At 32.4% G+C, this 7146-nt stretch carries 4 protein-coding genes; 2 read left to right on the top strand and 2 right to left on the bottom strand.

The genetic code is table 11. The features are described from left to right. Positions 1-6: 6 nt before the first annotated feature. Positions 7-372 (bottom strand): hypothetical protein, encoded by a 366-nt coding sequence (locus WNY78_RS04660; protein WP_342872022.1) that lies wholly within the window; start codon positions 370-372, stop codon positions 7-9. A gap of 83 nt (positions 373-455) precedes the next feature. Next, positions 456-3005 (bottom strand): ATP-dependent Clp protease ATP-binding subunit, encoded by a 2550-nt coding sequence (locus WNY78_RS04655; protein ID WP_342872327.1) that lies wholly within the window; start codon positions 3003-3005, stop codon positions 456-458. A 258-nt stretch (positions 3006-3263) separates the two neighbouring features. Here WNY78_RS04655 and gyrA point away from each other — a divergent pair, with 258 nt between their 5' ends. Both gyrA and WNY78_RS04645 read left to right on the top strand, forming a co-directional pair. Beyond that, positions 3264-5813, top strand: coding sequence for a DNA gyrase subunit A (gyrA, locus tag WNY78_RS04650; protein ID WP_342872021.1), 2550 nt, complete (start codon positions 3264-3266; stop codon positions 5811-5813). Positions 5814-5840: 27 nt separating this feature from the next. After that, entirely contained in the window at positions 5841-7115 is a 1275-nt protein-coding gene (locus WNY78_RS04645) for a tetratricopeptide repeat protein (protein ID WP_342872020.1), read from the top strand. The last annotated feature ends 31 nt before the right edge of the window (positions 7116-7146 follow it).

Below are 7146 nucleotides of genomic sequence, written 5' to 3'. Positions count from 1 at the left end.
GGAAATTTACTTCAATAAATTTTGAGCCCAATCAATAGCTTCTGGTAGAGTGTCAAAAATCTCAAAAGGTTTATCTAAGAACAGTTTTTCAATTTGTGCTGTACTCTTAGCCATAAAGTTTTTTGATACGACACTAAATCCTGCTAAATTATCAATCTTTGAAACTTCTTTATAGATTGCTGGATCTATAGAATACGAGTTTATTCTATGTGTTATGTAGACAAATTGCTTATTCTTAAAATATGAGTTTGCAATAGTTGTTAATGCATTGTTGTGAGATGAAGTAATGTTAACTCCAGTATTTATGTTAACGACCATGAAGTTATCATAAATGTGAATTTTGCAAAAATCAAGTAATAATTGATCTGTCATATCTAAAGTTACTCATTCTTAAGTATAGGAACAAAAAAAAAGCCTCTTAAATATTAAGAGGCTTTTTTTAAATGTATTATAATTTAGGATTCTGTTTTAGTTTCAGCTTTAACAATTTTAATCGTTAATTCATCTAATTTACTATCTAAATCCATATGTATAGTATCTCCTTCTTGTAACTGAGAATTAATAATTTCTTCTGCTAGAGCATCTTCTATATATTTTTGAATCGCTCTTTTTAAAGGTCTTGCACCATACTCTTTATCAAATCCTTTTTCGGCTATATAATCTTTAGCTTTTTTAGTTAACTTAAGTATATATCCTAAATCTTTGATTCGCTTCATAAGGTGAGCCAATTCTATATCAATAATTTTATTAATATCTTCTCGTTCTAAAGCATTAAAGACCATGACGTCATCAATTCTATTTAAGAACTCAGGAGCGAATGCTTTTTTGAGTGCATTTTCAATAATACTTTTTGTATTGTCATTGATTTGAGCAGATCTAGCAGATGTGCCAAAACCAACACCTTGACCAAAATCTTTAAGTTTTCTAGCACCAATATTAGAGGTCATAATTATGATTGTATTTCTAAAATCAATTTTACGTCCAAGACTATCGGTTAAATAGCCATCATCTAATACTTGTAATAACATATTAAAGACATCTGGATGTGCTTTTTCAATTTCATCTAGAAGAATTACAGCGTAAGGTTTACGACGTACTTTCTCTGTTAATTGACCACCTTCTTCATAACCTACGTATCCTGGAGGTGCTCCAACCAATCTAGAAATAGCAAATTTCTCCATGTACTCACTCATGTCAATTCTAACAAGTGCTTCTTCGCTATCAAATAACTCACGAGCTAATACTTTTGCTAATTGTGTTTTACCAACTCCTGTTTGACCTAAAAAGATAAATGAACCAATTGGCTTATTAGGATCTTTTAATCCTGCACGATTACGCTGAATAGCCTTAACGACCTTTGCAACAGCTTCATCTTGGCCAATAACTTTACCTTTAATTAATTCTGGTAATTGGGCTAATTTATTACTTTCGGTTTGAGCTATTCTATTTACAGGAATACCAGTCATCATGGAAACAACGTCTGCAACATTATCTTCAGACACTATTTCTCTATTCAGTTTGGTTTCTTCCTCCCATTTTTCTTGAGCAATTGCTAATTCTTTTTCAAGACGTTTTTCGTCATCTCTTAATTTAGCTGCCTCTTCGTATTTCTGCTTTTTGACAACAGTATTTTTAGTTTCTTTTACTTCTTCTAATTTTTGTTCTAATTCAAGAATTTGCTTAGGAACAGTAATGTTAGTAATATGAACACGAGAACCAGCTTCATCTAAAGCATCAATAGCTTTGTCTGGTAAAAAACGTTCAGTCATATATCTATTGGTCAATTTTACACAAGCCTCAATAGCTGCATCTGTATAATCGACATTGTGATGCTCCTCGTATTTGCCTTTTATATTATTTAGAATTTCAATAGTTTCTTCTACTGTAGTTGGCTCAACAATTACTTTTTGGAAACGACGCTCTAAAGCACCATCTTTTTCTATGTATTGTCTGTACTCGTCCAAAGTGGTAGCTCCTATACATTGAATTTCTCCTCTGGCTAATGCTGGTTTAAACATATTTGAGGCATCTAAGCTTCCTGTTGCTCCACCTGCACCTACAATGGTATGTATTTCATCAATAAAAAGAATAATATCATCATTCTTCTCAAGCTCATTCATGACCGCTTTCATACGTTCTTCAAACTGTCCACGATATTTTGTGCCAGCAACTAAACTTGCTAGATCTAAAGTAACAACGCGTTTATTGAAAAGTATTCTTGAAACTTTACGTTTTACAATTCTGAGTGCTAAGCCTTCAGCAATTGCAGATTTACCTACACCTGGTTCACCAATTAATAAAGGATTATTCTTTTTACGTCGACTCAAAATTTGTGAGACGCGTTGTATTTCTTTTTCTCGTCCAACAACAGGGTCTAATTTACCCTCTTCTGCCATTACGGTAAGATCTCTTCCGAAGTTATCTAAAACAGGAGTCTTAGATTTTTTGGTAGATTTACCTGTGGATTGTCCAAAAGGATTTTCTTTTGCTTCGTCTTCTTGATTAGGTTCGTCATCAGAAAATGACTCACTTTTTGGAATATCTAAATAATCGTCATCGTTTGTATTCATAAATTTGAATTGTTCTTTTACATTATCGTAATCTATCTTCAGCTTATTTAAAAGTTTAGTAGTTGGGTCGTTTTCATTTCTTAAAACACACAATAGTAAATGTGCAGTATTAATTGATGTACTTTGAAACAACTTAGCTTCTAAAAAAGTGGTTTTTAAAGCTCGTTCTGCTTGTCTTGTGAGATGTAAATTCTTTTTTTCGTTAGAAGACACAGTAGTATTTGGATTTGCAGGACTTAAAATCTCAACCTTTCTTCTTAAGTGGTTTAAGTCAACGTCCAACGCATTTAATATATCTATTGCTTTACCATTGCCATCACGAAGTAACCCTAACATTAAATGTTCGGTGCCAATAAAATCGTGACCTAATCGCAATGCTTCTTCTTTGCTATATGCAATTACATCTTTAACTCTTGGGGAAAAATTATCATCCATAGTAATCTCTTTCTGCATTAAAAATAATAAAATCTACCTATAAAAAGGCAAAAACTATTCCTTAAATAAAGGACTGCTACTAATAGAGTAAAAAAACTTTACAAATTCAAAGTTTTTAACAAAAGACTTATTAAAAATATACAAGAAATTTGTTAATAAATAGTTCTAAATTTAGAATGAATAAGACGCTTAAACACTATGAAAATCGTTATCTTAGCCTGATTTGAAAACCTACAAAAAATCTAATTTATATAATATATGGAAGAAGGAGAGAAATTGATCCCTATCAACATTGAGGATGAAATGAAATCAGCCTACATTGATTATTCAATGTCGGTCATTGTGTCACGTGCATTACCAGATGTGAGAGATGGTTTGAAACCAGTTCACAGACGCGTACTTTATGGAATGCATGAACTTGGTGTTAGATCAAATACTGCTCATAAGAAATCGGCAAGAATAGTTGGTGAAGTTTTAGGTAAGTATCATCCACATGGAGATACATCTGTTTATGACGCAATGGTTCGTATGGCTCAAGAATGGAGTTTGCGTTACATGCTAGTTGACGGACAAGGAAACTTTGGTTCTATTGATGGTGACAGTCCTGCAGCAATGCGTTATACTGAAGCTAGAATGAAGAAGATATCTGAAGAAATGTTAGCAGATATCGATAAAGAAACTGTAGATCATAAGTTGAATTTTGATGATACACTACAAGAACCTACAGTATTACCAACAAGAATTCCTGGATTATTAGTTAATGGAGCATCAGGTATTGCAGTAGGTATGGCAACTAATATGCCACCTCATAACTTGTCTGAAGTTATTGATGGTACTATTGCATACATAGAAAATAACGATATTGAGATTGATGAATTAATTCAGCATGTTAAAGCTCCAGATTTTCCAACAGGTGGAACAATCTATGGTTATGATGGTGTTCGTGAAGCTTTTAAAACAGGTCGCGGACGAATTGTCATTCGTGGTAAAGCGAGAATTGAAGAAGTACAAGGAAGAGAAAGTATTATTGTTACAGAAATTCCTTACCAAGTCAATAAGGCAGACATGATTAAAAAAACTGCCGATTTAATTAATGATAAGAAGATAGATGGTATTTCTCTTATAAGAGATGAATCTGATAGAAACGGGATGCGTATCGTTTATGTGTTAAAACGTGATTCGATTCCAAACATTGTATTGAACATGTTGTATAAGTATACAGCATTACAGTCTTCTTTTAGTGTAAATAATATTGCTTTAGTTAATGGACGTCCTCGTTTATTAAATCTTAAAGAAATGATTCATTATTTCGTTGAGCATAGACATGAAGTTATTGTTAGACGTACCAAATATGAATTACGCAAAGCGGAAGAAAGAGCACATATCTTAGAAGGTTTAATTATAGCATCTGATAATATTGATGAAGTAATTGCTCTTATTCGAGCATCATCTAATGCTGATGAAGCTAGAGCTAAATTAATTGAGCGTTTTCAACTATCAGAAATTCAAGCAAAAGCAATCGTTGAAATGCGATTACGTCAACTTACAGGTTTAGAACAAGACAAACTTCGTAATGAGTATGATGAGTTGATGAAAACCATTGAAGATTTAAAAGATATTCTTGATAAAGTAGATCGTCGTTATGAAATTATTAAAGAAGAACTTTTAGTCATTAAAGATAAATATGGTGATGATCGTCGATCTGTAATAGAATATGCTGGTGGTGATTTAAGTATTGAAGATATGATTCCTGACGAGCAAGTAGTCATTACTATTTCTCACGCAGGATATATTAAAAGAACGTCACTTACAGAATATAAAACACAACATAGAGGAGGTGTTGGTCAAAAAGCATCAACAACTCGTAACGAAGATTTCTTAGAACATCTATTTGTTGGTACAAATCACCAATATATGTTGTTCTTCACACAGAAAGGAAAATGTTTCTGGATGCGTGTCTATGAAATTCCAGAAGGAAGTAAAACTTCAAAAGGTAGAGCAATTCAAAATTTAATAAATATTGAGCAAGATGATAAAGTCATGGCTTTCATCTGTACTCAAGATTTAAAAGATGAAGAGTATATCAATAGTCACTATGTCATAATGGCTACTAAAAAAGGTCAAGTAAAGAAAACATCTTTAGAGCAATATTCTAGACCACGTACTAATGGTATTAATGCTATTACTATTAAGGAAGATGATGAATTACTAGAAGCAAAATTGACTACAGGGAATAGTCAGGTTATGCTTGCTTTAAAATCTGGTAAAGCCATTAGATTTGAAGAAGAGAAAACAAGACCAATGGGTAGAAATGCTTCTGGTGTAAGAGGAATTAGATTAGGCAGCGATAAAGATGAAGTTGTTGGTATGATTGCTATTGAGAATCCACAAGAAGAATCTGTTTTAGTTGTTTCTGAAAATGGCTACGGAAAACGAAGCTATATCGATGATCCAGAAGATGGAGAAGCAATTTATAGAATTACCAATCGTGGAGGAAAAGGAGTAAAAACAATTTCTGTTACCGAAAAAACAGGTCACTTAGTAGCTATTAAAACAGTAACAGATGAAGATGATTTAATGATTATCAATAAATCTGGTATAGCTATTAGAATGGCAGTAGCAGATTTGAGAGTTATGGGAAGAGCAACACAAGGTGTAAAACTCATTAACTTAAAAGGCAATGATTCTATCGCAGCAGTAGCAAAGGTGATGAAAGAAGATGAAGAAGAAGAAATTGATGATGAAAATACTGATATTCAGAACGTTAACGAAGATGGCACAACTCTTGATTCTAACGAAGAAGAATAAATACATTAACACTTAAAATAACTAATAATGAAAAAACAATTTATTGTTGCAATCGCACTGTTAGTAAGTACGCTTTCTTTTTCACAAAAGAGCGAGCTTAAATCAGCAGAGAAAGCAATTAAATCAGGTAATTTTGCAGATGCAAAATCAGCAATTCAATCTGCAGAGTCGCTAATAGCTAACGCAGATGACAAATTAAAAGCTAAATATTATTTTCTTAAAGGACAAGCATTATATGCTAATGGTACAGGTTCTAATTCAGATATTGATCAAGCAATTGAGAGTTTTAACATGGTGAAAGAAGTTGAAGGGTCTTCTAAAGGAAAGTATGGTTCAACAATTGAGGATTTAAAATCTCAAATGCTTAATAATTTCCTAACTAAAGCTAATGCGGCTTTACAAAGTAAAGATTATGCAGCATCATCTTCAGGTTTTGAAAAAGCATATCGTATGTCTCCGAAAGACACACTATATCTTTATTACGCAGCATCTACAGCAGTGACAGGTCAAGATTATAGTACGTCTTTAAAATACTATGAAGAACTTAAAGATTTAGGTTTTACAGGAATTGGAACAGAATATAATGCTGTTAATAAAGAATCTGGTGAAGTAGAAACTTTTAATAGTAAATCATTAAGAGACATTTCTGTAAGAGCTGGTACTCACACAGCACCTAAAGAAAAGAAAACTGATTCTAAGTCTGCAGAGATTGTAAAAAACATAGCATTAATTCATTTAAGTAATGGTGATAATGAAAAGGCAATTGAAGCAATGAAGTTGGCTAGAGAGCAAAATCCAGATGATTTAGGGTTATTGATTTCTGAAGCTAATGTTCAATTAAAAATGGGTAACAAAGATCGTTTTAGAGAATTAATGAAAGAAGCGACAGTTAAAGATCCTAATAACGCAGAATTACAATATAATTTGGGTGTTATTGCTGCAGAAGCAGGTGAGAAAGATGCTGCAATGAAGTACTATGAAAAAGCAATTGCTTTAGATCCATCATATGCTGATGCTTATAATAATATGGCAGTTTTAATTTTAGCTGAAGAAGGTGCTATTGTTGAAGAAATGAATTCTCTTGGAAATTCTAGCGCAGATAATAAGCGTTATGATGAATTAAGAGCAAAAAGAACTACCATATTTGAATCTGCTATACCTTACTTAGAAACAACTTTAAAGTTAAAACCTAAAGATATTAAAGCAGTACAAACTTTAATGAATATTTACAGAGGTAGTGGACAAACTGATAAATATAAAGAGATGAAGGCTAGATTAGAAACATTAGAAGCAGGAAACTAAAATAAAATAACTACTCAAAAAAAGCGATTAG

This window comes from Psychroserpens sp. AS72 (assembly GCF_038900375.1).
Classification (GTDB): domain Bacteria; phylum Bacteroidota; class Bacteroidia; order Flavobacteriales; family Flavobacteriaceae; genus Psychroserpens.
Note: the sequence above shows the minus strand (reverse complement) of the source record. Positions and strands in the feature narration are given on the sequence as shown.